General features: G+C 37.6%; 19 protein-coding genes, 1 other RNA gene and 1 other annotated feature. Of the genes, 1 reads left to right on the top strand and 19 read right to left on the bottom strand.

The window, feature by feature from the left end; all coding sequences use genetic code 11:
- Positions 1–269: 269 nt before the first annotated feature.
- The 19 genes from AC2VNP_RS02435 to guaB form a co-directional block, all read right to left on the bottom strand.
- Positions 270–533: a pro-sigmaK processing inhibitor BofA family protein gene (locus AC2VNP_RS02435; RefSeq protein WP_486915809.1), complete on the bottom strand. Its 264-nt coding sequence runs from the start codon at positions 531–533 to the stop codon at positions 270–272.
- A gap of 114 nt (positions 534–647) precedes the next feature.
- Entirely contained in the window at positions 648–872 is a 225-nt protein-coding gene (locus AC2VNP_RS02440; RefSeq protein WP_486915811.1) for a YaaL family protein, read from the bottom strand.
- Positions 873–899: 27 nt separating this feature from the next.
- Positions 900–1,496 (bottom strand): recombination mediator RecR, encoded by a 597-nt coding sequence (gene recR, locus AC2VNP_RS02445; protein ID WP_486915813.1) that lies wholly within the window; start codon positions 1,494–1,496, stop codon positions 900–902.
- A gap of 32 nt (positions 1,497–1,528) precedes the next feature.
- Positions 1,529–1,840 carry a YbaB/EbfC family nucleoid-associated protein gene (locus tag AC2VNP_RS02450; RefSeq protein WP_216831792.1) on the bottom strand — a complete coding sequence of 104 codons (312 nt, stop codon included), beginning with the start codon at positions 1,838–1,840 and terminating at the stop codon, positions 1,529–1,531.
- 19 nt (positions 1,841–1,859) lie between these two features.
- Complete coding sequence (gene dnaX / locus AC2VNP_RS02455) at positions 1,860–3,551, bottom strand: DNA polymerase III subunit gamma/tau (protein ID WP_486915815.1); 1,692 nt, start codon at positions 3,549–3,551, stop codon at positions 1,860–1,862.
- A 121-nt stretch (positions 3,552–3,672) separates the two neighbouring features.
- An RNA gene (ffs, locus tag AC2VNP_RS02460) (signal recognition particle sRNA large type) lies at positions 3,673–3,938 on the bottom strand.
- Positions 3,939–4,103: 165 nt separating this feature from the next.
- Positions 4,104–4,583: a tRNA adenosine(34) deaminase TadA gene (gene tadA / locus AC2VNP_RS02465; RefSeq protein WP_486915817.1), complete on the bottom strand. Its 480-nt coding sequence runs from the start codon at positions 4,581–4,583 to the stop codon at positions 4,104–4,106.
- Positions 4,584–4,588: 5 nt separating this feature from the next.
- Entirely contained in the window at positions 4,589–4,720 is a 132-nt protein-coding gene (locus tag AC2VNP_RS02470; protein WP_486915819.1) for a hypothetical protein, read from the bottom strand.
- Positions 4,721–4,819: 99 nt separating this feature from the next.
- Positions 4,820–5,716, bottom strand: coding sequence for an oligopeptide ABC transporter permease (gene opp4C, locus AC2VNP_RS02475; RefSeq protein WP_486915821.1), 897 nt, complete (start codon positions 5,714–5,716; stop codon positions 4,820–4,822).
- A 10-nt stretch (positions 5,717–5,726) separates the two neighbouring features.
- Positions 5,727–6,692 (bottom strand): ABC transporter permease, encoded by a 966-nt coding sequence (locus AC2VNP_RS02480; protein ID WP_275120902.1) that lies wholly within the window; start codon positions 6,690–6,692, stop codon positions 5,727–5,729.
- Between the two features lie 80 nt (positions 6,693–6,772).
- On the bottom strand, positions 6,773–8,548 hold the full coding sequence (locus AC2VNP_RS02485; protein WP_486915823.1) for a peptide-binding protein: 1,776 nt from the start codon (positions 8,546–8,548) through the stop codon (positions 6,773–6,775).
- 109 nt (positions 8,549–8,657) lie between these two features.
- Entirely contained in the window at positions 8,658–9,689 is a 1,032-nt protein-coding gene (locus tag AC2VNP_RS02490; protein WP_486915824.1) for an ABC transporter ATP-binding protein, read from the bottom strand.
- Entirely contained in the window at positions 9,690–10,673 is a 984-nt protein-coding gene (locus AC2VNP_RS02495) for an ABC transporter ATP-binding protein (RefSeq protein WP_486915826.1), read from the bottom strand.
- Positions 10,674–10,745: 72 nt separating this feature from the next.
- Positions 10,746–11,207, bottom strand: a complete 462-nt coding sequence (locus tag AC2VNP_RS02500) for an Lrp/AsnC family transcriptional regulator (RefSeq protein ID WP_486915828.1) — start codon at positions 11,205–11,207, stop codon at positions 10,746–10,748.
- 404 nt (positions 11,208–11,611) lie between these two features.
- Positions 11,612–12,892 (bottom strand): serine--tRNA ligase, encoded by a 1,281-nt coding sequence (gene serS, locus AC2VNP_RS02505; protein ID WP_486915830.1) that lies wholly within the window; start codon positions 12,890–12,892, stop codon positions 11,612–11,614.
- A 160-nt stretch (positions 12,893–13,052) separates the two neighbouring features.
- Positions 13,053–13,287, bottom strand: a binding site (T-box leader).
- Between the two features lie 11 nt (positions 13,288–13,298).
- Positions 13,299–13,892, bottom strand: coding sequence for a pyridoxal 5'-phosphate synthase glutaminase subunit PdxT (pdxT, locus tag AC2VNP_RS02510; RefSeq protein WP_486915832.1), 594 nt, complete (start codon positions 13,890–13,892; stop codon positions 13,299–13,301).
- A 34-nt stretch (positions 13,893–13,926) separates the two neighbouring features.
- Positions 13,927–14,811, bottom strand: coding sequence for a pyridoxal 5'-phosphate synthase lyase subunit PdxS (pdxS, locus tag AC2VNP_RS02515; RefSeq protein WP_486915834.1), 885 nt, complete (start codon positions 14,809–14,811; stop codon positions 13,927–13,929).
- Positions 14,812–14,970: 159 nt separating this feature from the next.
- Positions 14,971–16,338, bottom strand: coding sequence for a D-alanyl-D-alanine carboxypeptidase family protein (locus tag AC2VNP_RS02520; protein ID WP_486915836.1), 1,368 nt, complete (start codon positions 16,336–16,338; stop codon positions 14,971–14,973).
- A gap of 121 nt (positions 16,339–16,459) precedes the next feature.
- Positions 16,460–17,923: an IMP dehydrogenase gene (gene guaB / locus AC2VNP_RS02525; RefSeq protein WP_486915838.1), complete on the bottom strand. Its 1,464-nt coding sequence runs from the start codon at positions 17,921–17,923 to the stop codon at positions 16,460–16,462.
- Between the two features lie 165 nt (positions 17,924–18,088).
- On the opposite strand from guaB, the gene AC2VNP_RS02530 reads away from it, so the two are divergent.
- Positions 18,089–19,066, top strand: coding sequence for a YaaC family protein (locus AC2VNP_RS02530; RefSeq protein ID WP_486915840.1), 978 nt, complete (start codon positions 18,089–18,091; stop codon positions 19,064–19,066).
- The last annotated feature ends 535 nt before the right edge of the window (positions 19,067–19,601 follow it).

Below are 19,601 nucleotides of genomic sequence, written 5' to 3' on the forward strand. Positions count from 1 at the left end.
ATTGTCACAAACGTGACGTTTTTAAAACATTGACGAGATATCATGTATCTCATTTATTTCGCTTGGCTTTTTGTTCAGTTTTCAAAGAACTTTTTATTTCCGCTCAATGGCGACTTTATTATCATAACAAGTTGCTACCGAAGTGTCAACATGTTTTTTTAATTAATTTCAGTCACTCGTTAGCGACAAGTAATAATATAACACGTAAGAATATATTATGCAATACTTTTTCATATAAAAAATGAGGAACTTTTAGTCCCTCATTCATTCTATAAAACAAATTGTTCAATTGCAATTAACAACAGCACACCTGGGATACCTAACAACCCTGAAACTGATGCCGTTATTATATTGATGGGTATGTGATAGTCAATTAAAGACCCAAATGCATTTAAAAAGAATAAAAATAGTGCTCCAATCATCAGCTTTACTGCCGCCTGACCTGCAAACCTCAGTGGTTTTATAGGAGCCCCTACTATTAATAGCAGAAAAATAAGTCCGCCAATTAAGGCAACAATTAAAATAGGATCCACTTTTACCTTCTCCTTTCTTACCATTTCTTAATTCTAATCAACAGTTTTTCATTTTTGTCCAAGTTTCTATTACTACATATATGAAACAAGCTATAAAAAAAGAACGATAGGAGATTAATCCTTATCGCTCTTTGTTGTTTGTCTTATTCTCGCTTCTCGTAACAAAAACATATACTTGGCTTCAGTCACTTTTAGCTCATTGAGAACCATTGGTGAAGGATCCAAACTTTTTTTTACGAGTAATTGTTGATTCGTTAGCTTTTGCTTCATTTGATCAATTAATATTAAAAGTCTCTCGTTTTCTTCTTTACGTATACGATGTTTTTTCTTAAAGAACATACCGCTCCGCTCCAATCAAAGAAAAAATTACAGCTCTCGTCTTCCTTCAATGGCCTTTGATAGTGTAACTTCGTCTGCATATTCTAGATCTCCTCCAACAGGAAGCCCATGAGCAATACGAGTCACTTTTATACCTGTAGGTTTAACTAAACGAGAAATATACATTGCCGTTGCTTCACCTTCAATATTAGGGTTCGTTGCAATGATAATTTCTTGTACCGTTTCATCTTGCAGTCGCTTTAAAAGTTCAGGAATTTTTATATCTTCAGGACCTATCCCATCCATTGGCGAAATTGCTCCGTGTAAGACGTGGTATAAACCGAAGTATTCTTTCATTTTCTCCATTGCAATGACATCTTTTGCATCTTGAACAACGCAAATAATCGAACGGTCTCTTTTCGTATCCTCACATATACGACACGGATCGGTATCCGTAATATTATGACAAACAGAACAATAAGTTAAATTTCGTTTTGCATTTACTAAGGCTTTTGCAAAATCTAAGACATCGTCCTCTTTCATATCTAGAACAAAAAAGGCCAGACGACTGGCTGTTTTTGGGCCGATGCCTGGCAATCTCATAAAGCCTTCCATTAATTTTGCTATAGGTTCAGGATATTGCAAACAGTTGACCTCCCCTTAGGTACTACATTCCATTAAAACAATCCTGGCATGTTCATTCCTTTTGTATATTTACCCATGTCCTGTTCAACTAACTCATCCACTTTTTTTAGAGCTTCATTCATTGCTGCTAATACTAAATCTTGTAGCATATCTACATCGTCAGGATCGACAACCTCTTCTGAAATTTTAATATCTAAGATACGTTTATCTCCACTTGCTACAACAGTAACCATTCCGCCACCTGCTGTTGCTTCTACCGTTTTTTCCTTTAATTCTTCCTGTGCTTGCATCATTTGTTTTTGCATTTTTTGTACTTGTTTCATCATTTGTCCCATGTTTTTCATTTTTACATACCTCCAAATATTAGTTACTTTCTACAATTTCTATTAAATCTGAACCCACTAATTTAATGGCTTCTTCAACAATCGGGTCTTCTTCTGGCTGCGATGCACCACCACGTTGTTCCTTCAAGAAGTCTTCTTTTATCTTATCCCATTGAATAGATAAAATAGAAAAGAAACCGATTTGTTTTTGATAAACTTGTTGAAGAACAGTTTCTACATTAGATCGAAATTTGTTTTCAATCATATCTCTATGCATTTCATTTTGAAACGCAAGAACAATATGCTCACTTGAAGCAGCAACCGGTTTACAATCACTTAACCAGGCCTGCGCAGGAACACTATGCTGCTTTATTTGGTCCATTACCTGTCCCCACTGACTGCTAACCAATTGTAAATCTTGTTTTGTTGCCTTCTTTAAGACCTCTTTTATTTGAGGGGGTACTCCTTTACTTCCAACAGATGCGGAACTTTTACGCTGTAATGGTTTACTTCCCTCGCTCCGCTTTTCGGCAGGTGCAGTTATCACTTGTCCTGATTTTAACGCTTTTAATTCTTTTTCTAAACTTTCTAACCTAGTTTGTAAAGAAATAACCTTTTCATTATCAACATTTTCTACTGCTGGTGATGAAGAAGACTGACATAGTTTAACAATCGCCAGTTCTAAAAAGATCTTTCCTTGTGTCGCCCACTTCATTGCTTGCTGGCTCTCACTTAATAAGTGTAACCACTCATATATAGAAGCTGGTGATATATCTGTTGTTAACTTCTTGAATGCATCATCGACTTTTGCTCTTTCTAACATCGCCTCAAGTGAAGGAGCCGTTTGATATAAAAGAATATCTCGATAATAGTAGATTAAGTCTTCTATAAAACGTTGCGGATCTTTCCCCTCAGAAAGAAGCAAATTAACAGATTTTAATGCTTGAACAGAGTCTTTTTCTTGAATTGCGTTAACAATTTCAGTTAAGAAATTTTGCGATACAGCTCCTGTAATAGAAAGGACGTCTTCTAGTGTTACCGTTCCTTCCGAATAGGACATCGCTTGATCCAGTAAACTGAGTGCATCACGCATCCCTCCATCGGAAGCCCGAGCTACCATCTGAAGAGCATCTTCATTTACATCCGTATCGTAATGACTGACGATAAATTTCATTCGTCCCACTAGTGAATCATTTGAGATCCTTTTAAAATCAAAACGCTGACAACGCGAGATAATCGTTAAAGGTATTTTATGAGGCTCTGTTGTTGCTAAAATAAAGATGACATGCTTTGGCGGCTCCTCTAATGTTTTTAAGAGCGCATTGAAAGCACCTGTTGAAAGCATATGAACTTCATCAATAATATAAACCTTATAACGAACTTCATTTGGTGCAAATTTCACTTTATCACGAATATCTCGTATTTCATCAACACCATTATTCGAAGCCGCATCAATTTCAATTACATCTACTATTGATCCGTCCGTAATTCCTTTACACGACTTACACTCATTACACGGTTCAGGGACTGGTGCTTGTTCACAATTTATTGCTTTTGCTACAATTTTGGCCGCACTGGTTTTCCCTGTTCCTCTAGGTCCTGTGAAGAGATACGCATGGGAAAATTTATTATGTACTAACGCATTTTGCAGCGTTTTCGTTATATGTTCTTGTCCCGCAATATCTCCCAATTGCTGTGGGCGCCATACACGATATAGTGCTTGATATCCCAACGGCTTCTCCTCCTCGGTCACTATTGATTTCATTATACCTTAACTACACTTGTTTTTTCAAAAGACAAATAAAAAAACAGCTTATAAAAAGCTGTTTTACATAACATATATAAATATAAAGCCGTGCACCTTCCTTCGATCAAGTTGCCCCAAGCGTTACCTAAGCAGTTAGCTCAGCCCAGGCGACTCTGCGGCACACGGAAGGGGCCACTTACTGCTGCTTCCTTCCGGACCTGACAGGGTTCATGGGTTTCCGTTGCGCAGAACCCAAACGTCAACACCACTTACTTAGGTCAGACCTTACGACAACAAGACCTCGAGAAGGGATTCAGCCTCGCTACAGCGGATTGCGAGTACAGGGCACCGCTACCTCCCCACCTAGCACGACAAATTTAATAACGTTTTTAAGTGCGCCTCTTATGTGACGCATAATCTAGTATAGAGGTTTTTAATTAAAAATGCAATAGTAATGCATTTCTTCGAGTAGATTTTATTTCCTTGGGAATGAGAAACGTTCCTCTTATAATTTATTATACCACATATAATGCTCCGTTATTTATGAATCTTTTGTTTTTGTCTCAAAGCTTTGAAAAAGTCTTTGAGCAATTGCGCACACTGTCTTTCGAGTACACCTTTCGTTACTTCGGATTGATGGTTAAATCGTTCATCTTCTAATAAATTATAAAAAGTTCCCGCACAACCGGCTTTAGGATCGACTGCACCATATACAACGCGCTTCACACGTGACTGCACAATTGCACCAGCACACATCGGACAAGGCTCCAACGTTACATATAACGTACAGTCTAGTAACCTCCAACTATTTAACTGTTTACATGCTTTTTCTATCGCTAACATTTCAGCATGTGCATTTGCCTGTTGCATCTTTTCTCTTAAATTAAATGCAGAAGCAATAACATGATTATCTTTAACAATAACTGCTCCAATGGGCACTTCATCCACTTGCATAGCTTTCTTTGCTTCTTCAATGGCTAATTGCATAAAGTATTCATCTGAATATTCACAGTTCATATGTATTAAGGCCTTTCCTTCCCACGCTGTTGTAATTCTTCTTCAAGTCTTTTAACACTGACCCACCGAAGAAATGTTTTTTCCATTGCGTGGAGCTCACTCTTCTTCACATGATTGTTCCACTTATTATCTCTCATCCTTACATTCCTCTCTCCTACAGTCTATTAGAAAGTATTAATCACTAACAACTTCTTATTCATGAAGTTGAAAAAAATCCCTGCATAAGCAGGGATTTTTTAACGTTTCGTCTTAGGATCAAATGCATCTCGAAGTCCATCACCAATAAAGTTAATAGCAAGTACTGTAAATAGTATAGCCAAACCAGGTGGAATCCATGCTTCTGGATGCTGAGTTAATACTCGCAAACTTCTAGCTTCAGTAACCATATTACCCCATGTTGGAGTTGGTTGAGGAATACCGAAACCGATAAAACTTAAACCTGACTCAATAATGATCATCGTTGCCATCATTAATGTCGCATTAACAATAATTGGACCAACTGCATTAGGCAGGAAGTGCTTTACAATGATACGAAAATCTGAACAACCAATTGAACGAGCACCTAGTATAAATTCCTTTTCTCGTAAAGATAGGAATGTACCACGTAAAATCCTCGTTATATTCGGCCATGTGGTTAGTGCTATGATTGTAATAAAGATAGGTACACTTATTTTTTCTAAAATAGCCATAATTGTAAGAACTAATAGTAAGAACGGGAATATGAGCATTAGATCTGCAGCCCTCATAATTAAACTATCAATCTTACCGCCATAATATCCAGCTAACGAACCTAACACAACACCAATCAATAACGTAAATGCCATGGCAGCGACCCCAACAGTTAGTGAGATCCGTGATCCATAAACCATACGTGCAAAGTTATCTCGTCCAGAACTATCCGTTCCTAACCAGTGTTCTGCACTTGGTTTTGCCATTACATTCATAAGATTAGACTTGGTAGGATCATGCGTAGTTAAAAAAGGTGCAAAAAGTGCTATTAAAACAAAGAATATTAATATAAAAATCCCAGCAACTGCAAGTTTATTACGAAGGAAGCGACGCATTGCAAGCTGTAAAGGGCTCGCACTTTTTGCAGGTTTTTGAGTTTGTTCAACATTAGTTGTATTATTCATCGCGCTCACCTCAATCGTAACGTATTCTTGGATCTACTACAGCATAGAAAATATCAGCAAGTAAGTTACCAATAAGGATCGTTACCGCTAAAAGTAAATTGATCGCCATAATAACCGGATAATCTCTATTCATAATAGAATTTAAAAACAGTGTTCCTAATCCTGGATAGTTAAATACCGCTTCAGTAATAACGGCACCACTTAATAATGTTCCGAATTCAAAACCGAGTAGCGTAATAATCGGAATTAAAGCATTTCGAAGAGTGTGCTTATATAGTACAGGTCTTGGCCCTAAACCTTTTGCCTTCGCTGTACGAATAAAGTCACTACCCATAACTTCCATCATTTCAGTCCTCATATAACGCATGTAAATAGCAGTACTTGCTAACCCAAGAGTAAATCCAGGTAAAACTAAGTGCCTCAATTTATCAAAGAATAATTCGAAACCTGTCAAACCGATCGTTGAAACTGTTCCTTGAGACGGGAACCAACCTAACTGGAATGAAAACACGTAAATACCAATTAAGGCTGCAAAGAAGTTAGGAGTTGCAAGACCGAGAAAAGCAAATGTAGTTGCACTATAGTCAAGCAAAGAATATGGTTTTCTCGCAGAATAAATTCCAATTGGAATCGCAACTACGATCGTTATAAAAAGTGCGAATAAAGATAGATATAACGTGTTCATTAAACGTGAACTAATGAGTTCACTTACTGAACGTCCTGTATAGTGCATGGATTGTCCAAAATCACCTACTGCTACAGAAGATAACCAATTCCAATATTGAACTGGTACGGGGTCATTTAACCCTAATGCTTCTCTTCGCTCTTCCAACACTTCAGCCGGAATATTTGGATCTAAAATCTCACCAGATAACGGGTCTCCAGGTGCTGCATACGCTAATGCAAAAATAACAACTGTGACGATAAAAAGCATAGGTATAAATTGCAAGACCCTTCGAATGATGTACTTATACATGATTGTCCTCCTCCTACTCAGTAAAAGGGGGTGCATAGCAGGTCTAGACCATGCACCCATGTACTTCTACTAAAAGAAAATTATTGTTCTAACCACCATAAATGCGAGTCAGCATTTACATTACGAGGTTTTACAGTCCAGCCGTGGAACTTAGTGTTAAATGCAACGTTTACGTTTGCACTGTATAACGGTAATGCTGGTAATTGTTCAGAATAGTAGTTTGCCCACTCACCATAAACTTGTTTACGGTAGTCAAGGTCAAATGCTTCTGGAGTTTTTAAAGCTTTATCTAACAACTCATCACTCTTAGCGTCATCCCAACGTAAGTAGTTGTATGGAGCAGTTGATCTGTGAATTCCAGATGGATCTGGGTCACCAGTAGATAATCCCCATCCAGCTAAGTAAAGATCCCAATCCGTGTTGTTTTTCTCTACTAATTCGAAGTGAGCTGCAGCTTCACGTGGGCTACGCATGTTAACACGAAGACCAACTTCAGCTAAATTCTCAACGATAATTGGAGCAGTACGCTCACGTACTTGGTTTCCAGTAGGGAAGTCAAGGTTTAAAGTAAGCTTTTCACCATCTAAACCTAAACGGAATCCTTCTGCATCTCTTTCAGTGTATCCAGCTGCATCTAAGATTTCGTTAGCTTTCTCTGGGTTATAGTCATAATCGTTTACAGCATCTGGATCAAATGCCCAAGAAGCTTCTGGGAATGGTGCATTTAAAACAGTACCTGAACCATGAAGTAATCCATCTACAAATCCTTGACGGTTAACTGCATGTGCAATTGCTTGACGTAGATTTACATCTTGTAATTTTTCGTTTGGAACCCATCCAGACTTGTCAGTCCAGTTGTCTTGCTCACCTTGAGAGTGGTGAAGCTTGAAGCCCATGTATTGGTAACCAAAGTCTTGATCTTGAACTAGAGTAACGTTTGGCATTGCTTCTACGTCACCTGCATCAGCAGCTGGTACACCACCAGGAAGACCTACCATGTGAAGCTCTTCATTTTGAAGTTGTCCAAGCATTACGTCTTGGTTAACTACTTTCCAAACTACACGATCAAGGTAAGGCTTACCTTGCCAGTAATCTTCGTTACGCTCTAAAACGTATTGTTGTCCTTCTAAAATATCAGTTAATTTGAACGGACCTGTACCAACTACTTCACCAGCGTTACGAGAAGCTGTGTTTTCAGGCATTTCTTTAACTGGAACATCTTCAAATACGTGCTTAGGAATGATTGGGAAACTAGTGTATTGGTTTGCAGTAATACTAGGCTCTTTGAATGTGAATTTAACAGTGAACTCATCTACTGCCTCAACACCTGCTAAAGTATCAGCTTCACCAGCTACATACTCTTCATAGCCAACTAATTGGTTTACGTAGTCAACACGTACTCCACCAGCAGCTGTATAATCAGGGTCAGCGATTGCAGTATATGTGAACACTACGTCATCTGCAGTAAAGTCTTCACCATCATGCCATTTAACACCTTCATTTAAGAAGTAAGTTAATTCAGTATACTCATCATTAAATTCCCACTCTTTAGCAAGTGATGGAATCCATTGTAACTCCTCATCTAAAGCAATTAGAGCTTCATGTGTAAGGTCTAAAATGTTTGCCTCATAAGAGTCAGAATAGAAGATTGGGTTAAATTGACCAGCTGGAGCTGAGAACATAGCAGCATTTAATGTACCGCCTTCTTGTGGCTCACCTGCAGCTTGCTCTTCACCTTGCTCAGTATCTTCTGTTGGATCAGTTGTTGGTGCTTCTTCTTCTCCGCCACCACAAGCAGCAAGGATCGTTCCTAACGATAAAGCACCAGCTAACATTAATGCTAAACTTTTCTTCATTTTGTTTTCCCCCCTGAAAATGTCTTTAATACATAAAATAACTGTGTGAAGCTATCTTTCAAGCATTTCTCTATTGAACAATCACCTCCCAAAAAGGTAAAAGCATGTATTAAACTTCTTTTGGCTCAATCTTTGGTTCTGGCTCTGTATATAAGTGACATGCCACGTAATGACCGTCTCCCATATGAGTTAAATCAGGGCGTTCAGCTTTACAACGATCATGTGCCTGAGGACATCTCGTATGGAACGAACAGCCTGTTGGTGGATTTGACGGGCTCGGCAAATCACCAGAAAGCTTGATTTTTTCTCTCTTTGCATGGACATTTGTTGATGGTACAGCAGACAATAACGCTTGTGTATATGGGTGTAGCGGTTTGTCATACAACGAATGTTTTGGTGCGATTTCAGCTATTCTACCTAAATACATAACAGCAACACGATCACTTATGTGTTTTACAACACTTAGGTCATGTGCAATAAATAGGTAAGTTAGACCGAATTCGTCTTGTAAATCATCCATAATATTTAATACTTGTGATTGAACCGATACATCTAGTGCCGATACAGGTTCATCACCAATAATAAATTTAGGTTTTGTTGATAGTGATCTAGCAATACCGATACGTTGTCGTTGTCCACCTGAGAATTCATGGGGATACTTCATACGTGCTTCAGGTGGTAAGCCTACTTTACCTAATAGTTCAACAACCATATCTTTACGCTCTTTAGAAGATAACGTATTTTGGACCAACATTGGCTCTTCAATTAATTGTCCGACACTCATACGCGGGTTAAGAGATGCATATGGATCTTGGAAAACCATTTGCATATCTTTACGTAATGGTCGAAGTTTTCGTTGGCTTATTGTGGATATATCTTGCCCATCAAACTTGACCGTCCCTGAAGTTGGATCTAGTAAACGAAGTAAAACACGTCCCATTGTTGATTTACCTGATCCTGACTCTCCAACGATACCTAATGTTTCACCTTTGTAGATATCAAAACTAATATCATCAACAGCTTTTACATTCCCGACTTGACGTCCAAGAATACCACCTTTGATTGGAAAGTATTTTTTTAAATTTCTTACCTCTACTAATTTCTCTCGGTCTTGTTGTAAATTCTCTTTGTTAGACATCATTTACTCCTTTCCGTCATAAAGAACACAACGTACTTTATGTCCTGGTCCTGCTTCATAAAGTTCTGGTACGTCGTTTGTACACTTTTCCATAGCATGTTTACAACGTGGAGCAAATCGACAACCTTGTGGGAAATTATGGGCTGGTGGAACCATCCCAGGAATTGCTTCTAGACGTTCTTTATCGTCATCAATTTGCGGCATACTAGCTAATAGACCTACTGTATAAGGGTGCTTCGGATCTGTAAATAACTCTTTTACATCCGCACTTTCTACAATTTGTCCACCGTACATAACCATTACACGATCAGCAGTTTCTGCTACAACACCTAAGTCATGTGTAATCATTAAAATTGATGAACCAAACTCTTCTTTCATATCGATCATCAAGTCTAAAATCTGTGCTTGAATGGTAACATCAAGTGCAGTAGTAGGCTCGTCAGCAATTAAAAGCTTCGGGTTACAGGAAAGTGCCATGGCAATCATAGCACGCTGTCTCATACCACCAGAAAGTTGGTGAGGATACTCATGAATGATTTCCTCAGCACGCGGGAAACCTACTAATTTTAGTAACTCTAGCGCTTTAGCATACGCTTCTTTTTTCTTCATTTTCTTATGCTTCATTAATGGTTCCGCAATTTGATTACCAATTGTGAACACTGGATTTAATGAAGTCATCGGTTCTTGGAATATCATTCCGATATCATTACCGCGAACACTTGTCATTTCTTTTTCTGATAACTTTAGCAAGTCTTTTCCTTCTAACTCGATAGATCCTGCTACAATTTTCCCTGGTGGTGATTGAATTAGTTGCATAATCGATAGAGATGTAATACTTTTTCCACTACCTGATTCTCCTACAAGAGCAAGTGTTTCGCCTTTGCGAATCTCAAAGTCTACTCCATCGACAGCTTTTGCTACTTTTCCATCGTCCATAAAGAAATGTGTTTTCAAACCTTTTACTTCTAAGAGAACGTTTTTATCCATTCTTGCACCTCAATCTACTCTGCAATTTTTCTTGCTGCGATTTATTTTTCGTGATAGTTATCTCCAAATAAACTAAGCATTTTTTTCTTGTACATAAGAAAATGAGTCTTTGTATTGCTTCAACTCTATATTAACGTCAGCACTTATTATACCGTCCATTTTAGCCAACTCTTTATTTACAAAATGAACTAAATCTTCGTTGTTTTTAAAGTAGGCTTGTATGATTAAGTCGTGTCTTCCTGAGAAAGCACCGACAAAGCGTACTTCTGCATACTGATTTAGTTGATCTGCAATCTTTTCCTGACTTCCCAACTTGGTTGAAATTCCAATAATCGCTTGAACGTTTAAACCTACTTTATTTGGGTTAGTATGAATTACAAACTCAAATACATTTTCTTTTAGCATGCGGTTAATTCTTGTTCGAATTGTGCCTTCACTTACGTCCAACAATTTAGCAATCTCAGTATAAGATCTTTTGCCATTTTCCTGTAAATATCCTAATATAGCAAAATCCATAGTATCTAATTTACTCATGCTACCACATCACTTTACGTTTTCAAATAAGTCCACTTAAAAATCTTTACGAAAACCTACACTATTAAATTAATATTTCTGTAAATTTCGTAAAAACTTTTAATTCAATAAGGTCATTATAAGTAATATCGTATACAATTGCAATATTCGTTTTTTTATTTTTATAGATTTTTATAGTATAAAATCTTACAAACTAGTAATACCAAGCGATTGAAAGCCCTTACAAAAACTAATTTTTAAAAAAAGTTCTATTTCGAAATTAGAATAAACACATGTTTTTTTTTACGAATATGCAAAACATGTAATTAGTATTCCTATATCTGGTGCTTTTCTAGTAAAACTTACTTAAAATTTTTGTAAAGAAAAAAGGCCAAGCTTTACCATAGCTTGACCTAAAATTTACTTTATTTTGGCTTTATTACTGTTTTATTCCTCATATATGGACGAAGTACTTCTGGAATGATGACACTGCCATCTTCTTGTTGATAATTTTCCAAGATTGCTGCAACAGTTCGACCTAATGCTAGTCCAGACCCATTTAATGTATGAACAAACTCAGTTTTTCCTTTTGCTTCTCTTTTAAAGCGAATATTTGCACGCCTAGCTTGAAAATCCTCAAAATTACTGCAAGATGAAATCTCTCGGTATGTGCCGTAGCTCGGTATCCAAACTTCTAAATCGTATTTTTTAGCAGCAGTAAAGCCTAGATCTGCCGTACACATGCTCATCACTCGGTATGGGAGCTTTAAAAGCTGCAAAACTTTTTCAGCATGACCAGTTAATTTTTCTAATTCATCATAAGAATCTTCCGGCTTAACAAAACGTACAAGTTCTACTTTATTAAATTGGTGCTGACGAATAAGTCCTCTTGTATCCCGACCAGCAGAACCAGCTTCTGAACGGAAGCAGGCACTAAATGCTGTGTAGGCAATTGGCAATTGATCAACTGAAAGAATTTCATCTCGATGTAAATTCGTAACAGGAACTTCGGCTGTTGGTATTAAGAAATAGTCCTCATCATGAATTTTAAATGCGTCTTCTTCAAATTTTGGAAGCTGACCTGTTCCAATCATACTTGAACGATTAACCATATATGGAGGTAAAATCTCTTCATACCCATGTTCATCCTCATGTAAATCCATCATGAAGTTTAATAATGCACGTTCTAACCTTGCTCCAAGCCCTTTATAAAATACAAAACGACTTCCAGTCACCTTTGCTGCTCGTTCAAAGTCTAATATATCTAAATCTGTTGCTAGGTCCCAATGTGGTTTTGGTTCAAATGAAAAGTCCGGTTTCTCTCCCCAATGTCTAGCTACGACGTTATCATCTTCACTATCACCGACAGGAACTGATTCATGAGGGACATTTGGAATAGTAAGTAATAAATGGTCTAATTGTTCTTCAATTGTACGTAACTGTTCATCAAGTTCCTTAACTTGGTCAGATACGTTGCGCATTTCAAGAATAAGATGATCTGCCTCTTTTTTCTCACGTTTTAATTGCGCAACTTCTTGTGAAACTGCATTTCTTTTACTTTTTAACTCTTCCACTTCTACAATAATGGCTCTTCTTTTTTCATCTAGCTCTTGAAATTGATCAATACCTGATAATTCCTCACCGCGCACTTCTAACTTTTTCTTTATACCATTAAAATCTTTTCGCAGTAACTTAATATCGAGCATCTACTATACCTCCCATAACATTTCTTTATTTCCATTATTCACTATTTCCTTATTTTTTGAAAGTATATACGTCAGGAGTAAGAAAATCAGTCGCACCCCTTGGTGTATATCTCTCATTTTCAAATAAATGAAGGAACGCAAAAAGCCCCCATCCCTATAACTAAGGGACGAGAGCACCCGCGTTGCCACCCTTTTTGCGTTCATGACTACGTTACACAATAATTCATGAGCACCTCTTAAACAATTAACGGCTGTTACCGGAAATGCTTTAGGAGCTACCTTTGACATTTCACTCAGGGGGCAGATTTCACAACCACAATTGATCGGTTCACACCAACCACCGACTCTCTGAAGACAAAATATGATTGCTAATTAAATCCCTTCGACGCTTTAATTAGTTATATGATTAAGCTTGTACTTTTGTATTCATTGATTCACGTACAATGTCTACGAAATACTGGTGAAAACGGTGATCATCTGTTAATTCAGGATGGAACGAACACGCTAAATAATGCCCTTGTCTTGCAACAACAATTTCTTCATTAAACTTTGAAAGAATTTCTACATTCTCGTCAACATCTACGATGAGCGGTGCACGAATAAAGACTGCACGGACATCATCACCAATTCCTGTAACGATTAAATCCGTTTCAAAGCTTTCTCGTTGTCTACCAAATGCATTTCTTTGCACTGTCATATCCATAAATCCTAAATGGCCTTCAGGTTGTCCAACAATATGTTTAGACATTAGAATAAGACCAGCACATGTACCGAAGATTGGTTTACCTTTTGCCCCAAATTCCTTTAAGGCTTCAAAGAAACCATATTCATCAATCAATCTACGCATCGTTGTACTTTCTCCACCTGGAAAAACAAGACCATCAATATCTTCTAATTGTTCAACCTTTTTAATAATGACAGTTTCTACATCAGGAGCAGCTAAACATTTCACATGTTCTCGTACCGCACCTTGAAGAGCAAGCACTCCAATTTTAATCATAGTAAAGTTTCCTTTCTACAAGTAACAGTTGGAATTACCAGCCGCGCTCTTGCATACGCTCTGAAGGATTTAAAGATGAAATTTCAATCCCTTTCATCGCTGATCCTAGATCTTTAGAAAGTTCAGCAATTAACGCATAATCTTGGAAATGTGTTGTTGCTCTAACGATTGCACGAGCAAACTTTTCAGGGTTATCTGACTTGAAGATCCCTGATCCAACGAAAACTCCGTCTGCACCTAACTGCATCATTAATGCAGCATCTGCAGGAGTTGCCACACCGCCAGCTGCAAAGTTAACTACAGGTAGTTTACCTTCTCTTTGGATTTGAAGAAGGATCTCATATGGAGCACCAGTATTTTTAGCTTCAGTCATTAACTCATCCGTTGACATAGAAACAATTTTGCGAATTTGTGACTGCATCATACGCATGTGACGGACAGCTTCTACAATGTTCCCTGTTCCTGGCTCACCTTTTGTACGAAGCATTGCAGCGCCTTCACCAATACGACGAGATGCTTCACCAATATCACGAGCTCCACACACAAATGGTACAGTATATTCGTTTTTGTTTAAGTGATAAACTTCATCTGCAGGAGTTAAAACTTCACTTTCATCAATGTAGTCTACTCCTAAAGCTTCTAATACACGAGCTTCAACAATGTGACCGATACGGCACTTTGCCATTACTGGAATAGAAACTGCACCCATTACCTCTTCAACAATTGTTGGGTCAGCCATACGAGCTACTCCACCTGCTGCACGAATATCTGCAGGTACACGCTCTAATGCCATTACCGCAACTGCACCAGCTGCTTCAGCAATTTTTGCTTGCTCTGCATTAACAACGTCCATGATGACGCCGCCTTTTTGCATTTCTGCCATTCCACGTTTTACGCGATCTGTTCCCGTTTCTACCATAGTAATTCCTCCTATACATTCTCTAAAGCTTTTCGTGTTGTTGTATATCGTAGCTATGTAATTCTACCTAGCAACACGCGCACAATATAATAAATTTTCAGTAATTATTGTACCACTTTTCTAAAGTAAAGCAAATGAAAGAGATAAAGAAGGTTGGATTTAGTTAAACCAACCTTTTACTGTATCAGCAACACTTGTCCATACATTCGAGAAAAATCCGCCAATCCCACGCATTCCTCTACTAAAGAAACCTGCACGCTCCACCTCTTCTGTTGTCTCAACAAAAACAATTTCATGAGTTAACTCATGGCCAAAGAGATGACTATATTCTGTCTCACCTTTATTTACAGCAGACAATGTACCGATTACTTCACCTTGTTCAATTGGTGCCTTTAATTCACCGTCATCTGTCATTAAAGCAGGGTCTATTTCTAAAAGAGGTTCAAAAGCTTCTTCATCACCTGATTTAATTAAAACTTTCAAAGGTTCACTTACTGCAATTTTCACTTCACGTGCTTTCCCATTTACTACAGGGATTGTCGCAATACCTTCTTCAAATAAATCTTCAAGATGTACTTCATGCTGCACAAAGTTATTAAATCCATAATCCATCAGACGCTGGGTTTCAGTAAATCTATCATCTAAATCCTTTAATCGCATAACAACTGAAATCAAGGTAACTCCATTTCGCTCAGCTACACCCGTAAAGCAGTAACCTGCCTCGTTAGTATATCCTGTTTTCAGTCCTAACATGCCTTGATATTCATGCTTTAAACCAGGTAACATCTCATTCCAGTTTCTCATGCATGTCCAATCATTTAAACAAGCTTGCGAATCTACTCCGGTTAAAACTTCACCTTGAAATCTCATCATTGGTATGCTTGCTGTATCTAACATTTCTGGAAAATCATTAATTAAATGAAAAGCTAACTTTGCAGTTGCGCGTGCTGACAAGCGATTCTCATCGTTTTCTGTGCCTGCAACATGTTGACCGCGATAAGAGCGGTTCGGCAACCCTGTAGAGTTTACAAAGCTATACTCACCAAGTTCCATTTCTGCTGCTTTTTCATTCATACGTTCGACAAACCGAGCATACGAACCACCAGCAATTAATTCAGATAATGCAATCGTTGCAGCATTTCCAGATTCAATCGCCATTGCTTCATATAAGTCTTTTACAGTGTACGCTTCATCGGGATCTAAAAATACATTAGAAGAACCAGCTTGGTGAGACATGTTACTAATAAAGCTAGAAATTGGAACCGTTTGATCCCAAGCAAGTGTTCCGTTATGAATAGCTTCTAAAACGAGATACTCCGTCATCATCTTAGACATACTTGCTGGTGGTAACATCACATCAGCATTTTTTTCTACTAACACTTTACCGGTATTAGCATCTACTAAAATAGCAGATTCTGCAACTAAATCTATGCTCGCTTCAACTTTTTGGATGGAACCAAAAAAAGTAACAAATACAATTGCACAAAGCAGCGTATAATTTACTACTTTTTTATATCTAGAAAACATTAACAACCACTCCTCCTAATTCATTACACAAACGGTATTGTAACATATCTAATCATAAAAAAATAGATAGGTAAATTACCTATCTATTACAGTTATGTTAAGGGTTTTGTACTATTTTTTTCTAGGACTGAATCGAGTAATTTGGTGCTTCCTTCGTAATTTGAACATCATGCGGGTGACTTTCTCTTAAACCGGCACCTGTAATACGGATAAATTGGCCATTTTCTCGTAAATCTGTAATTGTCTTCGTACCACAATACCCCATTCCAGCTCTTATTCCACCAATTAACTGATGAATAGTATCTGTCAAAGGTCCTTTATAAGGAATACGGCCTTCAATTCCTTCTGGTACTAACTTTTGGTTATTTTCTTGGAAATAACGATCTTTACTTCCTTTTTCCATTGCACCAATAGAACCCATGCCTCTGTACACTTTAAATTGGCGTCCTTGGTAGATTTCTCGTTCTCCTGGACTTTCTGATACTCCAGCTAAAAGACTTCCTAACATAACGGCATGTCCTCCTGCAGCTAAAGCTTTAACAATATCGCCTGAGAATTTAATCCCGCCATCAGCAATAATTGAAACGCCATGTTTTCTTGCTTCAGTTGCACAATCATATACAGCTGTTACTTGAGGTACCCCAATTCCAGCAATAATACGAGTTGTACAAATTGAACCTGGTCCAATTCCGACTTTTACAACACTAGCTCCTGCTTCAATTAAATCTCTAGTAGCTTCAGCGGTAGCGACGTTTCCTGCTACGATATCAAGATCAGGATACTCTTTTCGAACTTCACGTACTTTTTCTAATACGCCTTTTGAGTGACCATGCGCCGTATCGATTACGATGATGTCAACTCCAGCTTCGACAAGAGCCTTAACGCGGATCATCGTGTCTGCAGTAACCCCGACAGCAGCTCCCACCACTAGTCTTCCTTGGCTGTCTTTCGCTGAATTCGGGAACTCAATTACCTTTTCAATATCTTTAATCGTAATAAGACCTTTTAAAATTCCTTCATCATCTACAAGAGGAAGCTTTTCGATTTTATATTTCTGTAAAATCTTTTCTGCTTCTTGTAATGTTGTTCCTACAGGAGCAGTGACAAGATCTTCCTTCGTCATAACATCATCAATTTGTATCGAATAGTCTTCAATAAATCGTAAGTCACGGTTTGTTAAAATACCAACTAATTTCTGATTTTCATTTACAATTGGTACACCAGAAATACGATACTTGCCCATTAAATGTTCTGCATCAAACACTTGACGATCTGGTGTTAAATAAAATGGATTCGTAATAACTCCACTTTCAGAACGTTTTACTCGGTCAACTTGCTCAGCTTGTTCTTCAATGGACATGTTTTTATGTATAATTCCAAGTCCACCTTCACGAGCAATCGCAATAGCCATACTAGCTTCTGTTACCGTGTCCATTCCAGCACTGATAATCGGCATATTCAGCTTCAACTTTGGTGTTAGTTGTGTTTGAACTGATACATCCTTAGGAAGAATTTCCGATTTTTGTGGAACAAGTAATACATCATCAAACGTTAACCCTTCTTTAGCAAACTTATTTTCCCACACAATAATTCCCTTCCTCTCCAAATAAATAAGTTTATGATTGAGATTTACCTGTAAATATTATTTGTAGCTTAACAATTGGTTAAACTACTGTCAAGAAAGCAAAAGTAATCCGATTTTTCTAAAAATAATCATACCAACTTTTATATAGAAAGGGTACTTGATTTTATGACATATCAACATAATATTTGGTATAAAGCTCTGCCATTTCGCTCTACAAATTACACGCAAACAATTTTGAAATCTTGTTATGAAGCAAAAGGGATCAAAGATAGTGAAGTGTTAGCTTTTCAAAACACCTATCCTTTTATCTATTATCTCGAACATGGAGAAAAGTATTTCTCCCAGGTTCAAACATCACCTATAGAAATAAAACCTGTACTCCTATTTTATGGTATGGTGCAACTAATGAAGGCTTGTTTATTATTAAGCGATCCCCATTACCCAGAAACAAGCCAAGTACTTGCGCACGGGGTTACAACTAGAAAAAGAAAAAAAAGCCAATATGTCTTTCTAGACGATGAAGTGAAAATCCAAAAGAATGGGTTGCTGACACACTTTTCTGATAAAATGTTCCATGTGAAACATTTTTCGAGTGAAAAATACAAAATGAGACTTTTACTTCGGCAAATTTGGGAAGTACATTCATTATTTACACAAATAGAAAGAAAAAAGAACCCTTGTTTAGTGCAGATTTCAAATAAAGCTGTGAAGCTGCCGAATAAAATATTAGACGAATACCAATTTGGGCTTTCTAGCTTTTGTTCCTATATTTCTGAACGGTCAAAGCAATCATTCAAACCTAATCTAGAGAATCAAAACAACAATCATTTTTCGATGACAATGGACTCCCCTATTAGATCCATTCAATGTCATCCCTTCTTAAATGATGGAAATGGAAACTACTATTTATCACCTTATAAAAGTGATTTATTGGACATTCCAGAAGTGATCGCTCATTATTTAATTCTTTATAATCTCAGTATGATTTGTAGATACGAAACGGAATGGTGGGGCGAGTTATTTCATCACTACCCAGAAAATGACTACCCATTTATCTATAACTTTTTATCGATTGCAACCAACAAAGTACCATTACTTCTTTTCTTACTCATTGATAAACAAATTGCCGTAACGACAACTTAATAGAGCTTTTCAATAAAGTAGGTAATTAAGAGGTACCTAATTAAGAGGTACCAGGCACCTTTAAATCTGTAAAGCACTAAAGGTGCCTGGTACCATAAAAGTAATTCGCACCTTTTCCTTTATGACGCTATCTAAAGCTGCTACGTCTTTTGTTTCTCTAAACTCTATTGGTTCTAGATGACTGTGTGAGTGGAATGATTGAAGTTCTTTTATTGTTTCGCGGTCTGAGAGGCCCTTATTTTTACTAAAATCATAGTTTTGATGACTTATGAGGACTGAGAGGCTCTTATTTACATAAAATCATGTGCTATTCACGAAATTTTCATGCAATAAGGGCCTGTGAGTCCTCTAAATGGACCAACAGGGCATTTTTTCTCAAATAACGGCTTCTGAGTCCTCTTAAACATAAAAAGCGTGATTTAGCCAACCCTATATCAGTAAAGGCAAATTAAAAAAGCACAACCCATTTGGATTGTGCTTGGTGCCTAGCGACGTCCTACTCTCACAGGGGGAAGCCCCCAACTACCATCGGCGC

The sequence above is a fragment of the Alkalihalobacterium sp. TH-98 genome, assembly GCF_057473385.1.